This window comes from Dyella agri (genome assembly GCF_044904705.1).
Classification (GTDB): Bacteria; Pseudomonadota; Gammaproteobacteria; order Xanthomonadales; family Rhodanobacteraceae; genus Rhodanobacter_A; species Rhodanobacter_A agri.
Window position 1 is genome coordinate 88,036 of record NZ_JADIKL010000002.1, and the last position, 22,151, is coordinate 110,186.

General features: G+C 68.4%; 19 protein-coding genes, 1 pseudogene and 1 riboswitch. Of the genes and pseudogenes, 9 read left to right on the forward strand and 11 right to left on the reverse strand.

All coding sequences use genetic code 11. The features are described from left to right. Positions 1 to 45: 45 nt before the first annotated feature. The 5 genes from ISP14_RS03065 to rmuC all read right to left on the reverse strand — a co-directional run bounded on the left by ISP14_RS03065 (position 46) and on the right by rmuC (position 4,576). Positions 46 to 381 (reverse strand): EF-hand domain-containing protein, encoded by a 336-nt coding sequence (locus ISP14_RS03065; RefSeq protein ID WP_404536196.1) that lies wholly within the window; start codon positions 379 to 381, stop codon positions 46 to 48. Between the two features lie 109 nt (positions 382 to 490). Next, positions 491 to 1,684 carry a GGDEF domain-containing protein gene (locus ISP14_RS03070; RefSeq protein ID WP_404536198.1) on the reverse strand — a complete coding sequence of 398 codons (1,194 nt, stop codon included), beginning with the start codon at positions 1,682 to 1,684 and terminating at the stop codon, positions 491 to 493. 228 nt (positions 1,685 to 1,912) lie between these two features. Beyond that, positions 1,913 to 2,512 (reverse strand): GTP cyclohydrolase I FolE, encoded by a 600-nt coding sequence (gene folE, locus ISP14_RS03075; RefSeq protein WP_404536199.1) that lies wholly within the window; start codon positions 2,510 to 2,512, stop codon positions 1,913 to 1,915. A 61-nt stretch (positions 2,513 to 2,573) separates the two neighbouring features. Next, on the reverse strand, positions 2,574 to 3,149 hold the full coding sequence (locus ISP14_RS03080) for an FUSC family protein (RefSeq protein WP_404536200.1): 576 nt from the start codon (positions 3,147 to 3,149) through the stop codon (positions 2,574 to 2,576). Next, positions 3,146 to 4,576: a DNA recombination protein RmuC gene (gene rmuC / locus ISP14_RS03085; protein ID WP_404536202.1), complete on the reverse strand. Its 1,431-nt coding sequence runs from the start codon at positions 4,574 to 4,576 to the stop codon at positions 3,146 to 3,148. Before rmuC ends, ISP14_RS03080 begins: the two co-directional genes overlap by 4 nt. Positions 4,577 to 4,699: 123 nt before the next feature. On the opposite strand from rmuC, the gene ISP14_RS03090 reads away from it, so the two are divergent. Continuing rightward, the gene (locus ISP14_RS03090; protein WP_404536203.1) at positions 4,700 to 5,893 is read left to right on the forward strand and encodes an NAD(P)/FAD-dependent oxidoreductase; all 1,194 of its coding nucleotides are present in this window, start codon (positions 4,700 to 4,702) and stop codon (positions 5,891 to 5,893) included. A gap of 16 nt (positions 5,894 to 5,909) precedes the next feature. On the opposite strand, the gene ISP14_RS03095 is transcribed toward ISP14_RS03090, so the two are convergent. From ISP14_RS03095 to metF, 5 genes are all read right to left on the reverse strand, one after another. Then, positions 5,910 to 6,812, reverse strand: coding sequence for a hypothetical protein (locus tag ISP14_RS03095; protein WP_404536204.1), 903 nt, complete (start codon positions 6,810 to 6,812; stop codon positions 5,910 to 5,912). 61 nt (positions 6,813 to 6,873) lie between these two features. After that, positions 6,874 to 8,049: a class I SAM-dependent rRNA methyltransferase gene (locus tag ISP14_RS03100; protein WP_404536205.1), complete on the reverse strand. Its 1,176-nt coding sequence runs from the start codon at positions 8,047 to 8,049 to the stop codon at positions 6,874 to 6,876. A gap of 60 nt (positions 8,050 to 8,109) precedes the next feature. Next, complete coding sequence (locus ISP14_RS03105; protein ID WP_404536206.1) at positions 8,110 to 9,027, reverse strand: branched-chain amino acid transaminase; 918 nt, start codon at positions 9,025 to 9,027, stop codon at positions 8,110 to 8,112. An 89-nt stretch (positions 9,028 to 9,116) separates the two neighbouring features. Then, positions 9,117 to 9,680 (reverse strand): DUF4124 domain-containing protein, encoded by a 564-nt coding sequence (locus ISP14_RS03110; protein WP_404536207.1) that lies wholly within the window; start codon positions 9,678 to 9,680, stop codon positions 9,117 to 9,119. 52 nt (positions 9,681 to 9,732) lie between these two features. Continuing rightward, complete coding sequence (metF, locus tag ISP14_RS03115; RefSeq protein ID WP_404536208.1) at positions 9,733 to 10,557, reverse strand: methylenetetrahydrofolate reductase [NAD(P)H]; 825 nt, start codon at positions 10,555 to 10,557, stop codon at positions 9,733 to 9,735. Positions 10,558 to 10,703: 146 nt separating this feature from the next. On the opposite strand from metF, the gene ISP14_RS03120 reads away from it, so the two are divergent. After that, complete coding sequence (locus tag ISP14_RS03120; RefSeq protein ID WP_404536209.1) at positions 10,704 to 11,261, forward strand: DUF3228 family protein; 558 nt, start codon at positions 10,704 to 10,706, stop codon at positions 11,259 to 11,261. Positions 11,262 to 11,356: 95 nt separating this feature from the next. On the opposite strand, the gene ahcY is transcribed toward ISP14_RS03120, so the two are convergent. Continuing rightward, positions 11,357 to 12,796, reverse strand: a complete 1,440-nt coding sequence (ahcY, locus tag ISP14_RS03125) for an adenosylhomocysteinase (protein WP_404536211.1) — start codon at positions 12,794 to 12,796, stop codon at positions 11,357 to 11,359. Between the two features lie 23 nt (positions 12,797 to 12,819). Beyond that, positions 12,820 to 12,897, reverse strand: a riboswitch (S-adenosyl-L-homocysteine riboswitch). A gap of 145 nt (positions 12,898 to 13,042) precedes the next feature. Here ahcY and ppc point away from each other — a divergent pair. The 7 genes and pseudogenes from ppc to ISP14_RS03160 all read left to right on the forward strand — a co-directional run bounded on the left by ppc (position 13,043) and on the right by ISP14_RS03160 (position 22,070). Beyond that, on the forward strand, positions 13,043 to 15,760 hold the full coding sequence (gene ppc, locus ISP14_RS03130) for a phosphoenolpyruvate carboxylase (RefSeq protein WP_404536212.1): 2,718 nt from the start codon (positions 13,043 to 13,045) through the stop codon (positions 15,758 to 15,760). A 68-nt stretch (positions 15,761 to 15,828) separates the two neighbouring features. After that, positions 15,829 to 16,383: a hypothetical protein gene (locus tag ISP14_RS03135; RefSeq protein ID WP_404536214.1), complete on the forward strand. Its 555-nt coding sequence runs from the start codon at positions 15,829 to 15,831 to the stop codon at positions 16,381 to 16,383. An 88-nt stretch (positions 16,384 to 16,471) separates the two neighbouring features. Further along, a pseudogene (locus ISP14_RS03140) lies at positions 16,472 to 16,659 on the forward strand (phosphoenolpyruvate carboxylase); the annotation flags it as partial. Between the two features lie 60 nt (positions 16,660 to 16,719). Next, positions 16,720 to 17,343, forward strand: coding sequence for a TIGR00645 family protein (locus ISP14_RS03145; RefSeq protein WP_404536215.1), 624 nt, complete (start codon positions 16,720 to 16,722; stop codon positions 17,341 to 17,343). Between the two features lie 148 nt (positions 17,344 to 17,491). After that, positions 17,492 to 18,745 (forward strand): efflux RND transporter periplasmic adaptor subunit, encoded by a 1,254-nt coding sequence (locus ISP14_RS03150; protein ID WP_404536216.1) that lies wholly within the window; start codon positions 17,492 to 17,494, stop codon positions 18,743 to 18,745. A gap of 149 nt (positions 18,746 to 18,894) precedes the next feature. After that, positions 18,895 to 19,659 (forward strand): ABC transporter ATP-binding protein, encoded by a 765-nt coding sequence (locus ISP14_RS03155; protein WP_404536218.1) that lies wholly within the window; start codon positions 18,895 to 18,897, stop codon positions 19,657 to 19,659. Continuing rightward, on the forward strand, positions 19,656 to 22,070 hold the full coding sequence (locus tag ISP14_RS03160; protein ID WP_404536220.1) for an ABC transporter permease: 2,415 nt from the start codon (positions 19,656 to 19,658) through the stop codon (positions 22,068 to 22,070). Before ISP14_RS03155 ends, ISP14_RS03160 begins: the two co-directional genes overlap by 4 nt. Positions 22,071 to 22,151: the final 81 nt, after the last annotated feature.

Here is a 22,151-nt window from a genome sequence, read left to right on the forward strand (position 1 = left end):
ACGATAGCGCATCGCATTGCGATGCGGCGGGCCCGCGGTCAAACGTCAGCCCGGCGGCGCCGTGAGTTCCTGCGCGTCGAGGCAGCCGGTGTGGCGGCGGTCCAGTCGGTGGAACTGGCGGCGCAGGTTGGCCTGCCATGCCTTGAGCGTCACCGGCTTGCCGTGGCCGCCGGGCAGCTCGCTGGGTTCCAGCACGCCGTCGTGGTTGGTGTCCATGCGTTCGAAGCCGCGGCTCATGTAGGCCAGGTATTCGGCTTCGCTCACGCAGCCGTTGCCGTCCGTGTCGAATTGCCGCAGATAGGCGTTGCGCGAATCCTGTGCCGCCGCCGCGAGGGGCAGCAGCAGGCATAGCGTGGCAAGGCCGTGGCGAAGGTGGCGCATGGCGGGCGGCATGCGCCGCAGTGTGCGGCATGCTGCGTGGCCGCGTCGAGAACGGATGCACGCCATGCGGGTGCGGGCGATCCGCAGCTGCCTGCTGGCCCGTCGGCGGTTATTCGGTGGCGCCGGGCTGCACTGGCGAGGCATCGCCGATGGCGGCGACGACGCGGTTGCGGCCGCCGCGCTTGGCGTCGTAGAGCGCGCGATCCGCGCGGCGTACCAGATCGTCCACACTGGCGTCCTCCGGCCGGTATGCGGCGATGCCGGCGGAAATGGTGACGCCCGGCATCCCGGCCTCGGGCACAAGCTGCATGGCGGCGACCGCCACGCGCAGCTGCTCGGCCAAGGCCATGGCTTCGGCCACGCCGGTGCCGGGCAGCAACGCAAGGAACTCCTCGCCGCCCATGCGACCCAGCACGGCCGGCGGCGGCAACCGCCAGCGGATGCCGGCGGCCAGGGCCGCCAGCACGCGATCGCCGGCGACATGGCCGAAGTTGTCGTTGATGCGCTTGAAGTGGTCGACGTCGATGACCAGCGCCGCCAGCGTATTGGGGCGGTCCGCTTCGCGGAACAGCCGCAGGGATTCCTCATCCAGTGCGAGGCGGTTCAAGGTGCCAGTGAGCGGATCGGTGCGCGCCAGCCGGTGCAGCTCGATCTGCACCGTTTCGTTGTACATCAGCAGGAAACCGACGCTGGCCAGTACCGGCTCCACCGCGCTGTAGATCATCTGCACCACGTTGGCCGGCGAGTAGGCAAGCAATCCAGTGCCGCTGGGATGGAGGGCCAGGTCGCCGAGCCGGGCGCACCAGCCCAGCAAGGCGCCCAGCAACACCAACAGCATCACCCGTTGCGCGGTCGAACCGCCGCGACGCAGCGCGTGGCGCAGCGGCCACAGCAGCAATAGCAGGTAGGCACACAGCGCCAGCGTGGCGATGTACACGCGCATACGGTAGTCGGGGGTGGCTACGCCGAACCAGGCGATGCCGAGCCAGCCGGCCACACCGATCGCCACCAGCAGGGCCCGGCGCTGCGGCACGCCGAGCAGCAGGCGCAGCGCGCGCGTGGTCTCGGCATAGGAGACCATCAGCACGCCGTTCGCGAGCACGATCGACAGCCAGTCGCTGACCTGCCCGCGCAACCCCATCAGCACCCAGCCGATCGCCTGCAGCAGCAGCACGGTGCCCCAGATGCGCAGGCTGGTGCGGGCGACCCCGGCATAGGCACGCGTGGCGGCGAGCAGCAGGGGCGCCAGCAGCAGCGCCTGCAGGGCGCCGAACAGGGCGATAGTGGCCAGGTCGATACGCACGATATCCGGGGTGACAGGCGGGGCCGGTACGGCGATGGTAACCCCGGCACGCCACGGCTATCGGCCGTGGACCGGTTTACTGGAGCCTGCCCGATGCCTTCGTGTAGCCCGCGCCGCTCCCGCATGGCGGCCACGCGGGGAGCAACCTGGCGGGTCGGGTTGTTCGCTTCCATGCCTACGCACAAGCAGCTCTCGGCGCGGACCGCGCGGAGGCGTGGGAAGAGGCGTTTAGCGCAATCCGCCGTGGATGCCGATGAACTGCAGGAATTCGGCGCGGGTGCGTGCGTCGTCGCGGAACGCGCCGAGCATCTGGCTGGTGACCATGGATACGCCGCGCTTGTGCACACCGCGCGTGGTCATGCACTCGTGGCTGGCATCGACCACCACCGCCACACCGGCCGGCTGCAGGTTCTCCTGGATGCAGTGGGCGATCTGCGCGGTGAGCTTCTCCTGCACCTGGAAACGGCGCGCGTAACCTTCCACCACACGGGCCAGCTTGCTGATGCCCACCACGCGGCAGGTCGGCAGGTAGCCGACGTGGGCGCGGCCGATGATCGGCGCCATGTGGTGCTCGCAATGGCTCTCGAACTCGATGTCGCGCAGCACCACCATTTCGTCGTAGCCCTCCACCTCCTTGAAGGTGCGGCGCAGGTACTCGCCCGGATCTTCGCGGTAGCCGGAGAACCAGTCGCGGTAGGCCTTCACCACGCGCTTGGGCGTGTCGAGCAGGCCTTCGCGCGCAGGATCCTCACCGGCCCAGCGCAGCAGGACGCGCACGGCATCCTCGGCCTGCTCGCGGGTGACGTCGTTCGGGGTGGAGTCGCTCATGGGGAATTCCGGGGAGATCAGACCGGCCTAGTGTAACGGCCGCTGTCGCAGCCGGGGCGGATCACGGCGGCGCCTCGCCGAACCAGTGCCGCTCCAGCAGGCCGAACCCGCGCGTCACCAGCAGCGCCGCCGTCGCGCCCAGCGTGACCTCGCCCAGTCGGAACAGCGCGAACTGCCAGAACGCGCCCGCGTGCGGCACCAGCATGATGATCGTGGTGGTGGTGCCGCTGATGCGGCCGGCCGCGCCCAGGTTGAGGACCGAACACAGCATCATGCCGATCATCACGGCCAGCACATAGGTCAGGTAGTGCTCGTGGCCGAGCGTGGCGACGGCCATGCCGACCAGGCCGCCGATGATCGCCCCGAGGAACTGGTCGCGCGAGGAGCTGCGCACCTCCGCATAGCTGCTCTGGCTCACCGAGATCGCCGTGATGGCGGCCCAGTAGCCTTGTTCCAGACCCAGCGCCAGCGCGCCGAAGTAGCCGATCGTGGCGGCCAGCACCGCGCGCAGCGCATGGACGAGGCAGGTGAGCAGCCGCTCGCGCCGGGGCAGTGCCACGTGCAGTCGCAGCAGCTCGTCGGCCAGCGCGTTCAGTCGGCGGCGGTATTCGACGAACGGCCGGCGCGGGACGTTCATGCCTCCTCGTCCGGCTCGACGTCGTCGACTGCGGCGTTGTCGAGCAGGCCGGCGGCGTCCTGTTCCGGCAGCGACTCCACGTCGCGCAGCTTGCGCGTGATCGCGCGGGTGCGCACGCCGGTGGCCTCGATGTGCTTGCCGGCCTCGTCGAGTTTCTTCTTCACCTTGTCGAGCACTTCGCCGAACTTGCCGAACTCGCTCTTCACCGCGCCCAGCAGCTGCCACACCTCGCTGCTGCGCTTCTCGATCGCGAGCGTGCGGAAGCCCATCTGCAGCGCGTTGAGGATCGCGGTGAGCGTGGTCGGCCCGGCCACGGTGACGCGATGCTCGCGCTGCAAGGCCTCGAACAGCCCCGGGCGGCGCAGCACTTCGGCGTACAAGCCTTCGGTGGGCAGGAACAGGATCGCGAAGTCGGTGGTGTGCGGCGGCGCCACGTACTTGGCGCGGATCGTCCTGGCTTCCTCGCGTACGCGGCGTTCCAGCGCAGCGGCGGCGACGCCCGCAGCCTCGGCGTCGGCGCGTTCCTGCGCGTCGAGCAGACGCTCGTAGTCCTCGCGCGGGAACTTCGCGTCGATCGGCAGCCACACCGGATGCTCGGCGTCGGCGCCGGGCATGCGCAGCGCGAACTCCACGCGCTCGTTGCTGCCCGGCACCGTGGCGTGGTTGGACTTGTACTGCTCGGGCGTCAGCAACTGGTCGAGCAGGGCGCCCAGCTGTACTTCGCCGAGGATGCCGCGCGTCTTCACGTTGCCCAGCACGCGTTTCAGGTCGCCGACGCCGGTGGCGAGACTCTGCATTTCGCCCAGGCCGCGCTGCACCTGTTCCAGCCGTTCAGAAACCAGCTGGAACGACTGGCCAAGCCGCGTCTCCAGCGTGGACTGCAGCTTCTCGTCCACGGTGGCGCGCATTTTTTCCAGCTGCGCGGCGTTGTCCTCGCGCAGCGTCTTCAGCTGGCCCTCAAGCGTGCCGCGCACTTCGCCCATGCGCTGCTCGTGCTGGGCGCCTAGTGCAGTGAGGCGCTGCTGCTGCTGTTCGCCGAAGCGGTTCAGCGCCAGCGTGAGCTCTTCGCGGCTCCGATGGGCGTCCTCGGCGAGGCGTTGGGCCAGCGTCTGCATGCCCTGGCCGGTCTGCTCGGTGAGCGCGGCGAGGCGCTGGCCGAAGCCGTCGATGCGCTCGCCCTGCTGGCGCGACATGCCATCCAGCTGTTCGTTGACGTGGCCACGGAAGCGCTCGAAGCCCTGCTGCAATTCCTCGCGGCCACTGCGCTGTTCTTCGCGCAGCGCGCGCTGCAGGCGCTCGTTGTCGTCCCTCAAGGCATCGAGCTTCGCAGCCACCCCGGCATCGCCACGGCCGCGCAGCAGCAGGGCGACTTGCAGTGCCAGTACGAGCACGACGAGGACGATGAGCAGGGTTTCGCTGGCAGGCATGGGCAGGTTTCGCGCGGAACAGTCCACGTCAGTGTACGTCCTGCCGTCGCAGGTCTTGCGACTTCACACCGCATTCGCTGCGGACGCGCATGATGGCCGGGGCGTTTCGCGCGGGAGCGGGTCATGGACCATGTGCACGATTACCTGATCGTCGGTGCTGACATGGCGGCTGATGCGGCGGCGAAAGCGATCCGCGAGGTCGACGCGGCGGCGGACATCGGCGTGATCGGCGAGGAAACCTCGCCGCCGTACCAGCGGCCGCCGCTGTCCAAGGCGCTGTGGAAGGGCGACAAGCACGTGGCCGACATCGATCTGGGCACGGCCGCCAGCGGTGCGAAGCTGTACACCGGGCGCCGTGTCGTCGCGCTGGATCCCGCGGTGCGCATCGTGCGCGACGGGCAAGGCGACAGCTACGGCTACCGCCGCCTGTTGCTCGCCACCGGCGCTACGCCGCGGCGGCTGCCGTTCGAGGGCGGCGACCGCGTCATCCATTACCGCACGCTGGACGATTACCAGCGGCTGCGCCGTTACGCGGAGCCCGGCGCGATCATCGCGGTGATCGGCGGCGGCTTCATCGGCGCCGAGCTGGCCGCCTCGTTGTGCGGTGTCGGCTGCAAGGTGTGCATGTTGTTCCCGGATGCGCACATCGGTGCGGGCCGCTACCCCGACGGCCTCGCGCAGCACCTGGACGGCTACTACCGCCAGCACGGTGTGGACGTACGCAGCGGCGTGCGGGTGAACGGCGGCAGGCCCACCGACGGCGGCGTGGAACTCGGCCTTTCGGACGGCAGCCTGCTGCGGGTGGAGGCCGCGGTAGCCGGGCTCGGCGTGACGCCGAACACCGCCCTGGCCGAGCAGGCAGGCCTCGAGGTGGACAACGGCATCGTGGTCGACGCGCAACTGCGCACGAACGCGCCCGACATCTGGGCCGCCGGCGATGTCGCCAACTTCTACAACCCGGCGCTGGGCCGGCGCCTGCGCGTGGAGCACGAGGATGCGGCCATCGGCATGGGGCGGCACGCCGGTCGCGCGATGGCTGGTATCGCGGACAGCTACGACACGCTGCCGTTCTTCTATTCCGACTTGTTCGATGACGGTTATGAAGCCGTCGGTCTGCTCGACACCCGTTTGCAGGTGGTCGAGGACTGGCGCGAGCCGTACCGCGAAGGCGTGGTGTATTACCTCGAACAGGGGCGCGTGCGCGGCGTGCTGCTGTGGAACACCTGGGGCCAGGTGGAGGCGGCGCGCGCCTTGATCGCCGACCCCGGCCCGTTCGATGCGACATCGCTGCGCGGCCGGCTGCCACGCGGCACGTGAGCGGGTTTCCGGCTGCTCAGTGTCCCGGGTTGGCGGGGCCGGACTGCCAGAAGTCTGCGGGATAGTGCAGCTTCAGCACCGCCACATTGTCGCCTTGCGGCTCGAACGGAAAGGAGGTGCAGCCGTGGGCGATCTGTCGCTGCGCAGCGAGCAGGGTCAGTTTCACGACGGCATTGTCTTCCGGGGGCGCTTTGCTGGAACTGGCCGCGGCGGCATTCAAGTCGGTCTCGCGGATGGCGATGCCGAAACCATCCGGAGCGACGCCGTCAACGTATCCGGCGGGGGCGGCAGCCGTGCCCGTCATCACGTCGATATTCATCTGCTTGCCGCAACCGCCGACGCTGACTACCTGCACGGCCGGGAGCACGGAACGCAGCAGGGCATCGGCGGCAGCCGGCAGATCGGCGGCCTCGCTGGCCGGTACGTCCACGCGTAGCTTGTAGTCGTACAAGCCGTGGTGGAAGAGGTAGGTGCGCGATGCGGCCTCGTCCTGCTGGTGGTGCACTTGCATGGGGATCATGCGGCCCTGCCACGCGCTGCCGTCGTGCTGCTGCAGTTCGTAGCCTTGCGGCTCGCCCCAGCGGACGTCGCTGTAGATGCCATGCGTGGCCGCGCTTTTCACGCTGTCGCGGAATGTCTGTTCGGCGTGCTCGAGCGTCTCGTTGTCGCCGCCGGGATAGACATAGATGTCAGCAGCCATCGACGGCAGCAGCTTGTCGCGATAGCGCAGGGCGGCGCCGGCCAGCAGTTCTCCCTTTTCCCCGTAGTTCACCGTTTCGACCAGCGCGTATTCGCCGACCGAGCGGGGCGCGATGATGTAGGTGTCCTCGATGACCGGGCGCGCCGGCTTGTCGGCGGCCAGGCAGGGTGCTGCCAGTGCGAGGCAAGCGGATGCGGCGACGGCGACGATTCTGGGCATGCGCGGATCCCCCCGGATTCGCCCGCATGCTATCGGCCCGGTCGAGGCGCCCGCAAGCCGGTCACTCCACCCGGCAGAACACGGCCTTGAGGTAACGGCTTTCCGGCACGTCGGCGCGCACTGGATGGTCGGTGCCGGCGCCGCGCACTTCGAGGATCTGGATTTCGCGGCCGGCGTTGATGGCCACGCGGCGCAGCATTTCAAGGAAGTCCGCCTCGCTGACCAGGCCGGTGCAGGAGCAGGTGAGCAGCAGACCGCCGGGCGGGATCACGTCGAGCGCGAGGCGGTTCATCGCGAAGTATTTCTTGAGCGCGTCGAACACCTTGCTGCGGTCGCGGGTGAGCTTGGCCGGATCGAGGATCACCGCGTCGTATTTTTCGCCGCGCGCCACCGCCGCGCGCAGCCAGTCGAAGATGTCGGCCTGCTGGAAATCCACCGCCACATTGTTTGCGGCGGCGTTGGCGCGGGCGATCTCCAGGATGCCGGCATCCATATCCACGCCGATGGCTTCGCGCGCGCCTGCGGCCATCGCGTGCACTGCGAAGCCGCCGGCGTTGCAGCACAGGTCGAGCACGCGGCGGCCCTTCGCCAGTTCGGCGAAGCGGCGGCGATTGTCGCGCTGGTCGGCGAAGAAGCCGGTCTTGTGGCCCGCACCGGGCGCGGCATGGAAGGCGAGGCCGTGCTCGTGCACCGCCACCGGTACCGGCGGTTCGTCGGCGCGGCAGTCGAAGGATTCCTGCTTCTGCACATGGGTTTCGGCGAAGCCGTAGATACGCGCGCCGGGGAAATGGGCAAGCAGCGCCTCGCGGATCGCGTCGCGGAATTTCCACATGCCGGCGGCGAAGTATTCGACCACCAGGATGTCGGCGTAGCGGTCCACGATCAGGCCGCTGAGGCCGTCGCCCTCGCTGTGCACCACGCGCCAGGCATCCGTTTGGCTGTCGAGCTGCAGCAGTTCGCGGCGCAGCCGCACCGCGCGGGCGATGCGCGCGGCGATCCAGTGGGTGTCGATGGTTTCAGCAGGGTCGGTGGCGAGCAGGCGCAGCGCGATGCGCGCGTGGCCGTTCCAGAAGCCGCGGCCGGTGAAGCGGCCCTTCGCATCCACCACGTCGACCACGCTGCCCGGCGGGATGCGCGATTCGGGCTTGTGCACCTGCGCCGACCACACCCAGGGGTGGCCGGGCGCGCGGTCGGATTTCAGGCGGATGAGGGGAAGGGCGGATGCGGTATCGGTCATCCGCCCATGATAGCGGCTTGCGACAGCTCTCCCCGGGAAAACCGCGGGGAGAGCCGGAAATCAGACCGGCTCCAGCCAGCCCCACTGGTCGTTGGTCTTGCCGTTGAACAGGCCGAAGAACAGCTCCTGGATACGACGGGTGACGCGGCCGGCCTTGCCGGCGCCGACCTGCTTGCCGTCGATGGCGCGGATCGGGGTGACTTCGGCGGCGGTGCCGCACATGAACACTTCGTCGGCGAGGTAGAGGTATTCGCGCGGGATATCGCGTTCGATCACCTCGATGCCGTCCTCGCGCGCCAGCGTGATCAGCGAATGGCGGGTGATGCCGGTGAGGATGGAGGCGCTGGCCGGCGTGGTGTGCAGCGCGCCGTCGAACACCAGGAACAGGTTCTCGCCGGCGCCTTCGCTGAGCAGGCCGCTGGAGGCCAGCGCGATGCCCTCGCCGAAGCCGAGGCGACGCGCCTCGCGCGCGATCAGCTGACCGGAGAGGTAGTTGCCGCCGGCCTTGGCGCCGGCCGGGATGGTGTTGGGCGCGAAGCGCTGCCAGCTCGACACGCAGGCGGTGATGCCTTGTTCCAGCGCCTCCGGCCCGAGGTAGGGGCCCATCGGCCACGCGGCCACGGCCACGTCGATCGGCGTTTCGGCGGAGAGGCCGAAACCGCCCAGGCCGCGCCACGCCACTGGCCGCAGGTAGGCGGCGGAGAGGCCGTTCTTCTTGATTACCTCACGGCAGGCCGCGGCGAGCTCGTCGCGCGTGTACGGCAGCACCATGTCGTAGATCTTCGCGGAGTGGTACAGGCGGCTGAGGTGGTCGGTGAGGCGGAAGATCGCCGCGCCGTCCGGCGTGGCGTAGCTGCGGATGCCTTCGAACACCGAGGAACCGTAGTGCAGCGCATGCGACATCACGTGGGCGGTGGCTTCGGCCCACGGCTTGATCGCGCCGTTTTGCCAGATCCATTCGGGGTACTGCTGCGCCATGACGATTCTCCGTGGGGGACTGCCCATGATAACCGGGCAGGCGGCAGGGCAGTGTCAAAGGCGCGTCTCGCAGGCTCCCGGCAGAGCCTTCAACCGCCGTAGCGCAGCCACAGGCAGCCGGCCTGGCGGGCGACCGCGAAGCGCGCGCTGCGTTCGTCGCCGACGCCGCCGGTGCGCAGTTGCAGTTCGTCCGCCGACGCGGGTGCGGCTGCGGGTGTGCCAGTGCTGCCGGGCATGGCGGGATCGTCGGCCGTGTCGGCGCCGAGGTGGATTTCCAGCAGCGGCTGCCGCACCAGCCCGGCCAGTGCGCGTATGTCGTCGACCGCCGACACGTGGCCGTAGCCATGCCACAGCATCAGTCCGGCCAACTGGTTCGGATCGCGTGCGGCGAAGGCGTCGATCACCCGCTGGCGCAGTTCCGTTGCCGTGGTGGCGCAGCCTTGCAGAGGGACCGGTACTCCGGGTGCCGCGACGCTCGCAGCAGGTGTAGGCGGCGGTGCCTGTACCGGCATGGCCTGCTGGGAGGTGCAGGGCTGGTCGGTGAACAGCGGGTTGCCGTGCGCGTCCACGCAACGATGGATGGGGTTCTGCGCCCGCGCCGGCAGGGCGAAGGCAAGCAGCGGAAGCAGCAGGAGCAGGGCGAACGTGCGCATCGCGGCAGCATAGCGATGCGCCGGCCCGGCGACCGTGAATCAATCCGGCGGATTAATCCAGTTGTTCGAGGATGGCGCGGGTGGCCTTGGCGCGGTTCAGCGTGTAGAAGTGCAGGCCCGGCGCGCCACCGTCCAGCAGGCGGCGGCACAGCTGCGCCACCACCTCCGCGCCCAGCGCACGCACCGACTCGGCATCGTCGCCATGTGCCTGCATGCGCTTGGCGATCCAGCGCGGGATCTCGGCACCGCACATGTCTGAAAAGCGCTTCAGCTGGGTGTAGTTCGCGATCGGCATGATGCCCGGCACGATTGGCACCCGCACGCCGAGCTTGTGTGCGTCGTCCACGAAGCGGAAATACGCATCCGGGTTGAAGAAGTACTGGGTGATCGCGCCGTTCGCGCCGGCGTCCACCTTGGCCTTGAAATGGAGCAGATCGGCGTGGGCGTCGTCGGCCTGCGGATGGATTTCCGGGTACGCCGCCACTTCGATGTGGAAATGGTCGCCCGAATGCTCGCGGATGAAGCGCACCAGTTCGGCTGCGTAGCGGAAGTCGCCCGCGCTGGCCATGCCGGACGGCAGGTCGCCGCGCAGCGCCACGATGCGGCGGTAGCCGGCGGCCTTGTAGCCGTCGAGCAGAGCGCGGATCTCGGCGCGCGTGCCGCCCATGCAGGACAGGTGCGGCGCCACCGCAAGGCCGTGCGCCGCGTGCAGGTGCGCCACGGTGTCGCCGGTGTAGCTCAGCGTGGAACCGCCGGCGCCGAAGGTCACCGACGCGTACTCGGGTTGCCAGGCCTTCAACACCTGCGCGGCCTGGTCCAGCTGAGCACGCTGTTCGTCGGTCTTGGGCGGGAAGAATTCGAGGCTGATGGCGGGCATGGGAGTCCTTCGGAGCTGCTTCGGGTAATTTTATACGTTCATCGCGATGAAAAGATAGATGTCCAAATGCCAGGCACGCCACGAGCCGGGAAATGACGGGTTTGCGGCATGCGCTAGGCTGGCGCCCTTTCCCTGCCGGCCGCGCCATGTCGATTGTCCTTACCCCGTTCGCCCGAGCCCGATTGTTCCCGCGCGAGCCGCGCGGCAACACCATCCAGGACTGCACGCCCGAAGCCTTCGAGCGTCGCTTGAACGACGAGCCGCCGCAGCGCGTGCTGGATGGCTACGCACCGTTCTGCAAGCTGCACGTGCACCGCAACTGGACTTCGACGCGCTGCCTCACGGTGCCGATCACTGACGCCAACCGGCATCGGCTGCGCAGCGCCTACGAGGCACGCACCAAGGCCGAGCTGCCGGTGCTGGTGCGCTGGTTCGAAGGCGTGGAATCGCCGGTGGCCAACTGGCTGGTGGTCATCCTCTACAGTCGCGAACAACTGGCGAAAGAAGGCGAGCCTATCGACGCCGACTGGGGCATCGTGGGCTGCATCTACACCATGGAGCCGGAGGAAATTCCGATGGCGCCGATCACCATGATGCGCAACGCGCTGGGCGTGGAAGAGGGTGGTTCCGGCGTGCCGCTGGACCGCGAGGCGTACCGGCGCAGCGTGGCGTTCTGGGAGAACAACGCGAACTGGCGGCCCTGATCAGTCCAGGCCGTTCGCATGGCTGCTTGCATCCACGCAAAAAAAACGGGCGCCTTGCGGCGCCCGTTTGGTTTCCACTATGCCGGAACCGCCGATCAGTAGCGGTAATGATCCGGCTTGTACGGGCCTTCCACCGGCACGCCGAGGTAGGCGGCCTGCTCGGTGCTGAGCGTGGTGAGCTTCACGCCGATCTTTTCCAGGTGCAGGCGCGCGACTTCCTCGTCCAGCTTCTTGGGCAGGATGTAGACCTTGGCGCTGTAGGCGTCCTTGTTCGCCCACAGGTCGATCTGCGCCAGCGTCTGGTTGGAGAACGAGTTGGACATCACGAAGCTGGGATGGCCGGTGGCGCAGCCCAGGTTCACCAGGCGGCCTTCGGCGAGCAGGAAGATCGCGTTGCCATTCTTGAAGGTGTACTTGTCCACCTGCGGCTTGATGTTGAGGCGCTCGGCGCCGCTGGTGTTCAGCGCGTCGACCTGGATCTCATTGTCGAAGTGGCCGATGTTGCAGACGATGGCCTGATCCTTCATGGCCTGCATGTGCGCCAGCGTCAGCACATCCTTGTTGCCGGTGGTGGTGACGTAGATGTCGCCGCGGCCCAGCGTGCTCTCGACGGTGTTGACCTCGAAGCCTTCCATCGCCGCCTGCAGCGCGTTGATCGGGTCGATCTCGGTGACCACCACGCGGGCGCCGTAGGCACGCAGGCTATGCGCGCAGCCCTTGCCGACGTCGCCGTAGCCGCAGACCACGGCCAGCTTGCCGGCCAGCATCACGTCCATCGCGCGCTTCAGGCCGTCGGCCAGCGATTCGCGGCAGCCGTACAGGTTGTCGAACTTGCTCTTGGTCACCGAATCGTTGACGTTGATCGCGGGCACCAGCAGCTTGCCGGCCTCGGCCAGCTGGTACAGGCGGTGCACGCCGGTGGTGGTCTCCTCGGAGACACCCTTCCAGTCGGCGACGACGCGGGTCCAGTAGCCCGGGCGCTCCTTGGCGACGCGCTTCAGCAGGTTCTTGATGACCTGCTCCTCATGGCTGCCGGAGGCGCTGTTGACCCAGCTCTCGTCGCCCTTTTCCAGCTCGTAGCCCTTGTGGATCAGCAGGGTGACGTCGCCGCCGTCGTCCACCACCAGCTGCGGGCCGAGGAAGCCGCCCTTGCCGTCGGGGAAGGACAGCGCGTCCAGCGTGCAGTCCCAGTATTCCTCCAGCGTCTCGCCCTTCCATGCGAACACCGGGGTGCCGGTGGCGGCGATCGCGGCCGCGGCGTGGTCCTGGGTCGAGAAGATGTTGCACGAGGCCCAGCGCACGTCGGCGCCGATATCCTTCAGCGTCTCGATCAGCACCGCGGTCTGGATCGTCATGTGCAGCGAGCCGGTGACGCGCACGCCCTGCAGCGGCTTGGCGGCGGCGTACTTGCGGCGGATCGACATCAGGCCCGGCATCTCGTGCTCGGCGATGTCCAGCTCCTTGCGGCCGAAATCGGCGAGGCTGATGTCGCGGATCTTGTAGTCGTGGCTGTTTTCTTTGAGTGCGGCGTTCATGTGTTACTCCGGTTTCGATGGGGACAAACCGGGCGCCGTTGCTGAAAGAAGCCGTCGAGCCTGGCCGGGAACAAGTCACGGTCGCAGCGCCCCTCGACGGGAAGGGGCGATTATAGCGTCGCAGATGCGGACATGCCTGCGGCGCGACCGACCGCCAGCCGGTCGAAGGGTTTTGCGGCATTGCAGCAAAAGTGTCACGCATGCGCTAGGCTTGGGATTCCGCCCCTGCGAGCCGATGTCGTCGCGATGAACGCTTCCCGCAGTTCCGAGCCCGCCTTGCCCGATGCCCCGCTGCGCGACGACGTGCGCCGACTCGGTGCTCTGGTCGGCCGCATGTTGGCCGAGCAGGTGGCGCCGGCCTTCCTCGACGAGGTGGAGCGCGTGCGCGTCGCCGCCATCGCGCGCCGGCAGGAGGGCGCGCCGCTGGCCGGGCTGGCCGATCCGCTGGGCGGGCTGGATGCGTCGCACGCAGAAGCGTTGGCGCGCGCCTTCGCCACCTACTTCAACGCGGTGAACATCGCCGAGCGCGTGCATCGCATTCGCCGTCGCCGCGACTATCAGCGCGAGGGCGGCGCGCCGCAGCCGGAATCGCTGCGCGACGTGCTGGAGCAGCTGAAGGCGCAGGGCGTGACGGCGGACGAACTGCTGGAATGGCTGCTGCGGCTGGAAGTGGAACCGGTGTTTACCGCGCACCCCACCGAAGCGGTGCGCGCCTCGCTGCTGGAGAAGGAACAGGCGATCGTGCGCGCGCTGGTCGACGGCTTCGACGGCGGCCGCACGCCACAGGAGCGCGGCGAAGACGAGGAGCGCATCCACATGGCGCTCACCGCCGGCTGGCAGACCGCCGAGGCTTCGCCGGTGCGTCCCAGCGTGCAGGACGAGCGCGACCACGTCGACTTCTATCTCGCCGACCCGATCTACCGCATCGTGCCGGCGCTGTACGAATCGCTGGCCGAAGCGTTGCAGGAGGTCTACGGCGTGGCGGTGCCGCTGCCGCGCCTGCTCTCTTTCGCCACCTGGGTGGGCGGCGACATGGACGGCAACCCCAACGTGGGCGCTGACACCATCGCCGCCAGTCTCGCCAGCCAGCGCACGCAGGTGCTGGAGCGCTACATCGCCGACGTCTCCGCGCTGGCGCGCCTGCTCAGCCAGACCGAGGGCCGCGTGCAGGTCGACCCGCGCCTGCGCAAGAGATTGGACGACTGCCGCACACGCTTCCCTCAGGCTGCGGAGCGCATACGCCCGCGTTACGCCGACATGCCGTACCGCTGCCTGCTCAGCCTGATCGGCGCGCGGCTCGAGGCGACCCACGAGGACGGGCATCCGGAGGCCTATGCCTCGGCAGACGAGCTGCGCGACGACCTCGAACTGATCGCTGCCAGCCTGGTCGACCATCGTGGCTTGCATGCGGGCGCCTATGCGGTGCAGCGGCTGATCTGGCGCGTGCGCAGCTTCGGTTTCCACCTCGCGCGGCTCGATGCGCGCCAGGATTCCCGCGTGCATGACGATGCGCTGGCCGCGTTGTTCAACGACAGCGAATGGTCGCAGCGCAGCGTGGCCGAGCGCGTGGCCGCGCTGCACGCCTACCTGTGCGGCGAGCGCGGCTTCGTTGTCAGCGAGGACAGCGTGGCGACGTCGCTGCGCGCGGTGTTCGCCGCCCTGCACGACGCGCGCCACCGCTACGGTGCGGCGGCAACCGGCCTCTACATCATCAGCATGGCGCGTTCCGCCGCCGACGTGCTGGCGGTACTGGCGCTGGCAAGACATGGTGGCCTGGTCGAGAACGCAGGTGCAAAGAGCCTTATTCCACTGGATATCGCGCCACTGTTCGAGACCATCGACGACCTGAGCAACGCACCGGACACGCTGCGCGCCCTGCTGGCCGATCCGCTCTATCGCGCCCATCTTGCCGCGCGCGGCGACCGCCAATGGGTGATGCTGGGCTATTCCGACAGCGGCAAGGACGGCGGCACGCTGGCCTCGCGCTGGGGCCTGCAGCGTGCCCAGGTGGAGCTGCTGGAGGTGGCGCGCGAGCACGCTATCGCGCTGTCGTTCTTCCATGGCCGCGGCGGCTCGGCCAGCCGCGGCGGCGCACGCATCACGCCGGCGCTGATGTCCTCGCCGCGCGGCTCGGTGGCCGGCGTGCTGCGTGTCACCGAGCAGGGCGAGGTGATCCATCGCAAGTACGGCATCCGCGCGCTGGCCTTGCGCAACCTGGAGCAGACCGTGGGCGCAGTGCTGCGCGCCAGCCTGCGTCCGCGCGACGAGGAAGCGCGCGAGACGCAGTGGCGTGAATGCATGCGCGCGCTGTCCACGCGCAGCCGGCAGGCCTACCGTGCGCTGGTCGAGCGGGACGGTTTCGTGGACTACTTCCGCAGCGCCACGCCGATTGACGTGATCGAACGCATGGCGCTGGGTTCGCGCCCCTCGCGCCGGCGCAGCATGCGCGGCGTGGAGGACCTGCGTGCGATCCCCTGGGTGTTCGCCTGGACGCAATGCCGCTCCATCATTACTGGCTGGTACGGCCTGGGCAGCGCGCTGGAGTGGGGCGTGGCCGAATACGGCGAGCAGGCGTTGGTCGAGATGGCGCGCGACTGGCCGTTCTTCGCCAACGCACTGGACGACGTGGAGATGCTGCTGGCCAAGTGCGACCTCGCCATCGCCGAGGCCTTCTCGAAACTCGCCGGCCCGCTGCACGAAGGCTTCTTCAGCCTGATTCGCGACGAATTCGAACGCAGTCGCGCCTGGGTGCTGCGGCTCAAGGGAGCGGATGAGCTGTTGCAGGGCGACCAGCGGCTGGCCGCTTCGATCCGCCTGCGCAATCCTTACATCGACCCGATGAGTTTGCTGCAGGTGGACCTACTTGCACGCTGGCGTGCTGGCGATCGCCAGGACGACGCCTTGCTGCAGGCATTGGTGGCATGCGTCAATGGCGTTGCCCAGGGTCTGCAGAACACCGGTTGAAACCTGTGCAGGATGGTTGATCGACGCTCTCTGGGGCATGTCGCCCTGGAGTGAACAGGGGAATGGACATGAAGAGACTGTGGTGTGCCATCGCAACGGGGGCGCTTGCCTGGGGCTGTGGCTGGCCTGCGCTGGCGCAACAAGATGCATCGTCCGGCGGCGCCCAGTTGCAGCGGATGTTGGTGGACTACCACCTGGCGCAGATCATGCGGATAGCGTTCGAGCGCGCCCAAGCCCAGATGAGCAGTGCAACCGCCCAAAACCAAGTCTTCCAGCAAGTATTGCGGCAGCTCGATCGGATGACGGATTCGCAGTTCGCGCGGCTCGCGGCGCCGTCGGTACGTGATTGCATCTCGGAAGACAACGCCCGCACCGTGGCCGACTTTCTGGAGACGGATTCGGGACGTGCACTGGTTGCTTGGATGATCCAGGGTCTGCAGCAACCTGGGCAGGCTGTTCCCAAACCATCGATCGATCGCAAGCTTGCACAGGCATTCGCCGCGCAGGGAGGTGCGGCGGCGATGAGCCAGTTCGGTACCTGCGTGCAGACTCCGGAACGGCAGCAGCAACTCGGCCTGGCTTTGGTGCACTACGCCACGCAGCCGGCCAGCACTTCGAATTGACGGCAATCGGCAAGCGCCTGGCCAGGCTCGGTGCACCTAGGCGTTGTCCGGTCGTGCCCGGGTGCTGCGGCTCAAGGGCGCGGATGAGCTGTTGCAGGGCGACCAGCGGCTAGCCGCTTCGATCCGCCTGCGCAATCCTTACATCGATCCGATGAGCTTGCTGCAGGTAGCCTGCTGGCACGCTGGCGCGCTGGCGATCGCCAGGACGACGCCTTGCTGCAGGCACTGGTAGCCTGCGTCAACGGTGTGGCGCAGGGGCTGCAGAACACCGGTTGAGCGGGATCTGGCAGCCTTGCCGCGCGCCCGCTACGCTGGCACGCCGACTGGATATTTCCGATGCAGGACCATCCCGCCCCCCGACTCGGCTCGCTGCCTCTGCTGATCTTCAGCGCGCGCTGGCTGCAGCTGCCGCTCTACCTCGGTCTGATCGTGGCGCAATGCGTCTACGTGTTCCTGTTCGGCAAGGAACTGTGGCACCTGATCCACGAGGCGCCGCAGCTTGGCGAGCAGGAAATCATGCTGATCGTGCTCGGCCTGATCGACGTGGTGATGATTTCCAATCTGCTGATCATGGTGATCGTGGGCGGCTACGAAACTTTCGTTTCGCGCCTGCGGCTGGAGCAGCATCCCGACCAGCCGGAATGGCTCAGCCACGTCAACGCCTCGGTGCTCAAGGTGAAGCTGGCGATGGCGATCATCGGCATCTCCTCGATCCACCTGCTCAAGACCTTCATCGCCGCGGGCGCGCTGCAGGGGCTGCCGTTCTGCTCGCCCGACGTGCTGGCGAGCATCGCCGAGAGCGGTGCCAACGGCTTCGGGCTGAAGTGCTCCACGCTCACTGCGGTGGGAGTGATGTGGCAGACCATCATCCACGTGGTGTTCATCTTCTCGGCGATCGGCATCGCCTGGACCGACCGCATCATGCAGGCGGGCGTGCACAAGTTGCGCGAAGCGCATTGAGCCGGATCGCGGCGTCCGTTGGCGGACGCCGCGATCCGGATGCGGACACTACCTGAGTCCGGCTCCGGCGTGCGGCGGCAACGGGCACTGATCTGCAAGGAGTTTTTCCACCAGCACTGGTTGGCACGCGGCTTGCCACGCAGGGTGCATGGATATCGCGAACCCGATGTATGGCATCCGCAAGCGCCGCCGCTTGCGACTGATGGTGGGCGGTGCGGCGCTGGCCGTGGCCGCACTGGCTGTGCTGGTGTGGCGGCTGGGGCCGGCGTTGCCGGCGGCGGACCGCGGCAGCCTGTGGATCGATGCCGTGCAGCAGGGCGAGATGCTGCGCGAGGTGCGCGCCACCGGTACTCTGGTACCCCGCGAAATCCGCTGGCTGGCCGCGGCTACGCCCGCCCAGGTGGAGAAGATCGAGGTGTGGCCGGGTACCACGGTGCGGCCGGATACCGTGCTGATGCGCCTGTCCGATCCGCAGACCGAGGACGCGTTGCGCAACGCGCAAGCCCAGGTGGCTGCGGCCGAGGCCCAGGTGGCCGCCAAGCGCGCAGAACTCGAATCGCAATTGCTCGACCAGCGTTCCGCCCAGGCGCAGGCGCAGTCGGACTACGCCTCGGCCAAGGTCAAGGCCGACGCCGACACCATCGCAGCGAAGGAGCATCTGATTCCGCGCGTGCAATTCGAGCAAGGCCAGATCGCGCTGAAGCAGTTGCAGGCCCGCACCGTCATCGAGCAGCAGCGCGTGGCGGCGTTCGCCGCCAGCATGAAGGCGCAGATCGAAGCGACCCAGGCTGCGTTGCAGCAGCAGCGCAGCAACCTTGAACTGCGCCAGCGCCAGGCCGACGCCTTGCTGGTGAAGGCCGGCATCGCCGGTGTGCTGCAGGAAGTGGCGGCGCAGGAGGGCGCGCAGGTCGCTGCCGGCGCCAACCTCGCGCGGGTCGCCAGGCCCGACGTGCTGATCGCGCGCCTGCAGGTGCCCGAGGTGCAGGCCAAGGATGTGGCGCTAGGCATGCCGGTGAGCGTGGACACCCACAACGGCCTGGTCGACGGCAAGGTCGAACGCATCGACCCGGCGGTGCGCAACGGCAGCGTGCAAGTGGATGTCGACCTGACCGGCAAGCTGCCGGCGGGTGCGCGCCCCGACCTTTCCGTCGACGGCCGCATCCTGATCGCCCAGCTGCACGACGTGCTGTCGGTGGGCCGCCCCGCGCTGGCCAGGGCCGATGGCGACCTCAGCCTGTTCCGCCTCGATCCCTCCGGCGACACCGCTACCCGCGTGCCGGTGCGCATCGGCGCGGCCTCGGTGGACCGTGTCGAGGTCCGGCGCGGGCTGAAGGCGGGCGATAAGGTGATCCTCTCCGACACCAGCCAGTGGGATAAATACGATCGCATCAAGCTGAAGTGAGCGTCAGCGATTGAACCCCGCTTCCCTTGGGAGCGGGCAAGGGTACGGGCGAAGCGAAACGCGACGTGGTACTCGACCTTCATTCGGCCCTCCGGGCCACCTTCTCCCGGAGGGAGAAGAAAAACCGAAGCCTCAAAGTGGACTAAGCCATGACCCATGCCGCCAGCGTTATCACCCTTCAGGACCTGCGCAAGGTGTTCCAGACCGACGAGGTGGAGACCCACGCGCTCAGCGACGTGCACCTCAACATCGCGCGCGGCGAATACGTTTCGATTTCCGGTCCGTCCGGCTGCGGAAAGACCACGCTGCTGTCGATCCTCGGCCTGCTCGACACAGCAAGCTCCGGCAGCTACGTGCTGAATGGCCACGACGTCGCCGCGCTCAACGCCGCGCAGCGCGCACGCATCCGCAACGCCGAGATCGGCTTCATCTTCCAGGCGTTCAACCTGATCGGCGACCTCACCGTCGAAGAAAACGTGGAACTGCCGCTCACCTACCGCGGCGGCATCGACGCCGCCGAGCGACGTGCGCGTGTGCAGGAAGCGCTGGAGCGCGTGGGTATGGCGCACCGCATGCGCCACTATCCCGCGCAACTCTCTGGCGGCCAGCAGCAGCGCGTGGCGGTGGCGCGCGCGCTGGTCGGCAAGCCGGCGATCCTGCTTGCCGACGAGCCCACCGGCAACCTCGACTCGCGCAACGGCGAGGCCGTGATGGCCTTGCTCGATGAGCTGCACAAGGGCGGCGCCACCATCTGCATGGTCACCCATGACGCGCGTTACGCCGAACTTGCGCAGCGCAAGGTGCGCCTGTTCGACGGCCGCGTGGTCGACGAGGAAACCTATGACCGCCTGCGTCGCGAGGACGAGTCGCGCCTCGACGCATTGATCGGCCAGCGCATCGAGGTGGGGGCGTGAGCGTCTGGCTTGCCGAGATCTGGCGTGCCTGGCGCGCCAGCCTGCGCCGCCCCGGCTTTCTGCTGTTGGCGGGTGGCGTGCTGGCGCTGGGCATCGGCGCCACCGTGGCGGTGTTCGCGCTGATCCAGGGGGCGTTGTTGCGGCCTCTGCCGTATGTGCAGCCGGATCGACTGGTGGCGCTGGGCATCCAGGACGACGGATTCTCCATTTCGCCGCGCGGCTACCAGCATCTGTCCGGATTGAATGGCGTGGTATCGATGGGCCTGGTGGAAGGCATCTCGCCGCCGGTGAACGTATCCGGCGACGGTACGCCGGAACGCGTAAGCGGCATGCGCATCGACCGCGGCGTGCTGCCCACGCTGGGCATGCACCTGCCGGCCGGGCGCAACTTCAGCGCGGAAGAGGACCGCCCGCACGGACCATCGGCCGCGATGCTCGGTTATGGCTTCTGGCAGCGGCGCTATGCCGGCGACCCCCGGGTTGTGGGCCGGAATCTCGTGGTCGAAGGCGTGCCGCACACCATCGTCGGCGTGCTGCCGCCGGATGCGGATGTGTTCGCCAGTGCCGACGTGGTGTTGCCGCTGGCGCTGCCGGCCGACAGCGGTGAAGACGGTCCCAACTACGAGGCTGTGGCGCGGCTGGCAGCTGGGGCAGCTGTCGGCAGCGTCGCTGCTCAGGTCGAGCTGCGCCTGCATGCGTTGGCCGTGGCGGATGGCGATACCGACGGCCAGCACCGGCCCCATGGCGCGGGCAGCCTGACGGCCAGCCTGCGCCAGGATCAATCGCAATTGCTGCCGCTGTTCCTCGCCTGCGCCTTGTTCGTGTGGTCGATCGCCTTGGTCAACCTGACCAACCTGATGCTGCTGCGCGCGTTGTCGCGCAGCCACGATGCGGCCGTGCGCGGCGCGCTGGGTGCTTCGGGCCTGCGGCTGATCCTGCCGGCGTTGGCCGAGGGCTTGCTGGTAGGCCTGGTCGGCGCCTGCGCCGGCATGGCGCTGTCCACGCTGGGGCTGACGCTGCTTGCGAAGGCGGTGCCGCCGGAATGGTTGGCCGGCACGCCGTTGCATGCGGGTAGCGCGGCATGGTGGCTGGCGCTCGGCATGGGCGTGTTTGGCGCGCTCTTGTCGGCGGCGCTGGGCTTGTGGCGCAGCCGTGCCGGCGACGGGTTGGAGGAGCTGCGCGAAGGTGGGCGTGGCGGCATGAATCGCCGCAGCGGCCGTCTTGGGCGCGTGCTGGTGGTGGCGCAGATGGCGTTGGCCGCCACCTTGCTCAGTGCGGCGGGCCTGTTCCTGCATGGCTTGTACGATGCCGCGCGGGCACCGCTCGGTTTCTCCGCGGACCATGTGCTGGCGTTCGAACTGGCGCCGGTCAAAGCCGATTATCCCGATGTCGCATCGGTGCATGCCCTGAGTTCGCGCGTGCTGGATCGACTGCGCGCGGTGCCAGGCGTGGAGAACGCCAGTGCGGCGACCAACTTGCCGATTGGTCGCTGGTTCAACTTCGGCGGCTTTCACCTGCCCGGCGGCGAGAAATTCAATACCGAGGTGCGCGGCGTCGAGCCCGGCTTCCTCGCCACCTTCGGCATCGCGGTGCGCGAGGGGCGCGCGTTCGCCCGCACGGACGTCCGCGGCGGCGAGGCGGTGGTGATGGTGAGCGAATCCTTCGCGAAGAAATACTTCGGTGGCCGCGCGCTGGGGCAGGTGATCGACGTCCCTGGCGACCACGATCAAGCCGTCCCGGCACGGGTGATCGGCGTGGTGGCCGACACGCACCAGTACAGCGCATTGCAACCGGCGCCGCCGATCCTCTACATGCCGTTGGCGCAGATGCCGGATTGGGCCATGAGCATGTTCCGCAGCTGGTTCCCGCTGCGCTTCGCGCTGCAGGTGCGCGGCAATACCGATGATTACGGTGCCGCCGTGCATGCGGCGATGGTCGAGGCGGCGCCCGCGCAACCCATCGCCAACCTGCACCCGTTGCAGCAGGACGTGCGTGCCAGCACGGCAGACGTGCGGCTCAACCTGCTGTTGATCGGCGTCTTCGCGCTGTTGGCGCTGTCGCTGGCCGCGGCCGGCATGTACGCGGTGATGGCGATGGCAGTGGCCACGCGCGAGCACGAGTTCGGCGTGCGCATGGCCTTGGGGGCGCCGCCCGCGCGCTTGCTGCGCCTGGTGTTGGGCGGCGGACTGGTGCAGATCGGCATGGGTCTGGCGTGTGGCCTCGGGTTGGCCGTGCTGTTGTCCGGAAACTTGCGCGGGCTGCTCTACGCGCTGGGTCGGAACAATGCGATCGATCCGGTGGCGATGCTGCTGGTGGCCGTGGCGCTTGCCGTTGCCGGTCTGCTTGCCTGCATGGCGCCGGCCATCCGTGCGGGGCGTACCGCTCCGATGCGCGCGTTGCGAGGGGAATAGGGCCATGCATGCAGAGCCAGAAGGACGGGCGCGCCATCGGGTGGTCGCGATACGAAGCGCATACAACAAGAGGGTGCACGC